The sequence below is a fragment of the Cellulomonas biazotea genome (genome assembly GCF_004306155.1).
In the GTDB taxonomy this organism is placed as follows: Bacteria; Actinomycetota; Actinomycetes; order Actinomycetales; family Cellulomonadaceae; genus Cellulomonas; species Cellulomonas biazotea.
The window spans coordinates 1-1,840 of sequence record NZ_BIMR01000296.1; the positions used below are offsets into that span (position 1 = coordinate 1).

2 protein-coding genes are annotated in these 1,840 nt (G+C 74.1%); both read left to right on the forward strand.

Annotated features, from left to right (window positions below):
- Positions 1–342 precede the first annotated feature (342 nt).
- Positions 343–972, forward strand: a complete 630-nt coding sequence (locus CBZ_RS16985) for a 50S ribosomal protein L25/general stress protein Ctc (protein WP_130782665.1) — start codon at positions 343–345, stop codon at positions 970–972.
- Positions 973–1,176: 204 nt separating this feature from the next.
- On the forward strand, positions 1,177–1,797 hold the full coding sequence (gene pth / locus CBZ_RS16990) for an aminoacyl-tRNA hydrolase (RefSeq protein WP_130782666.1): 621 nt from the start codon (positions 1,177–1,179) through the stop codon (positions 1,795–1,797).
- Positions 1,798–1,840: the final 43 nt, after the last annotated feature.

Genomic DNA, 1,840 nt, shown 5'->3' on the forward strand with positions numbered 1-1,840 from the left:
GCGGGTCCGGGCCGTCGGCGTACCAGGGCCGTCGGGCCCGTCCCCGGGACCTCGGGGAGTTGGGCTTGGGTCCCTGCTGCGGGTAAGATCGTCAGGTTGCCTCGGCGAGGGACGTCGGGCGGTCGCAGGATCGACCAGGTGGGGTGCAGGTGCCTCCCACGGGTCGAGGGCCGCACCAGCTCCGTGATCGACTGGGCGCACGCCTCCGCGTGCCCGTCCTGCGCCCCGCGTCGAGGCCACCACCTACGCCGTTCTCGTGCCGCCGCTCCGGCGACGGCACCGCCACCACATCATCGCCGTCGTCCGCGTCTCGTCGCGGGCGCCCTGCTCCTGGGAGTCACCGTGTCCGAGGTCAAGCTCGTCGCCACCGCCCGCACCGAGTTCGGCAAGGGTGCCGCGCGCCGCCTGCGCCGTGCCCACCAGATCCCCGCCGTCCTGTACGGGCACGGCTCGGACCCGGTCCACGTGTCCCTCCCGGGCCACGAGACGATGCTCGCGGTCAAGCACGCGAACGCGCTGTTCTCGATCGAGCTCGACGGCAAGTCGACCCTCGCGATCGCGAAGGACGTCCAGGTCGAGCCCGTCCGCAACGTCATCGAGCACGTCGACCTGCTCATCGTGAAGAAGGGCGAGAAGATCGCCGTCGAGGTGCCCGTGCACGTCGTCGGCGAGTCGGCGCCCGGCACGATCCACGTCGTCGAGACGCAGGCGCTGGCCCTCGAGGCCGAGGCGACGCACCTGCCGCAGAACGTCGAGGTCGACATCGCGGGCCTCGAGGCCGGCGCGATCGTCAAGGCCGCCGACGTCACGCTGCCGAAGGGCGCCGCGCTCGTCACCGACGCCGACGCGATCGTCCTGACCGTCAGCCTGCCGCAGGTCTCGGCCGACGACGTCGCCGCCGAGGAGGCCGCCGCCGAGCTGGCCGCCGAGCAGTCCGCTGCCTCCGCCGCGGAGTCCGGCTCGGAGGGCTGACCTCCCCGCACGTCGACGACGCCCGGTACCGTTCCTGCGGTGCCGGGCGTCGTCGCGTGACGACCGCGCCGCACGACCGCTGCGCCGACCGCGCCGCCTGATCGCGACGTGCCGAAGCGCTGCCTGAACGCTGCGCCCGACCGTGCCGCCCGACGCCGCCCGACGCCGCCCGATGCCCGCCCGAACCCGCACCAGGAGCACCCCATGACCGACGGACCGTGGCTCGTCGTCGGCCTCGGCAACCCGGGGCCGCAGTACGCGGGCAACCGCCACAACGTGGGCCAGATGGTCCTCGACGAGCTCGCGCGACGCACGGGTGCGTCGTTCGGCGGCAAGGGCGGCGGCGTGCTGTCGCGGCGGCCGCAGGCGTCGGTCGCGGAGGCGCGGCTGGGGATGCTCCCCGGTGGCGTCCCGGGTCCCCGCGTCGTGCTGGCGAAGCCGACGACGTACATGAACGTGTCGGGCGGCCCGGTCGCGGCACTGGCCCGGTACTACGACGTGCCGGTGGAGCGCGTGGTGCTGGTGCACGACGAGCTCGACATCCCGTTCGCGGACGTCCGGCTCAAGCGGGGCGGCGGCGAGGGCGGCCACAACGGCCTGCGCGACACGTCGAAGGCGCTCGGCACGAAGGACTACGTGCGCGTCCGGGTCGGCGTCGGGCGGCCCCCGGGCCGGATGGACCCGGCCGACTTCGTGCTCCGCGACTTCGCGAAGCCGGAGCTCAAGGACCTGCCGTGGCTCCTGGACGCGGCGGCGGACGCCGTGGAGTCGGTCGTCACGGAGGGCCTGGAGCGCGCGCAGCTGCGCTTCCACACCAAGTCCTGAGCCACGGCCCGAGCGCGACTGCACGACGCTCGACCACGACGTG

Bases quoted from the DNA above. Each gene is read 5' to 3' on its own strand.
- pth (WP_130782666.1), top strand. From the start codon at position 1,177: ATGACCGACGGACCGTGGCTCGTCGTCGGCCTCGGCAACCCGGGGCCG.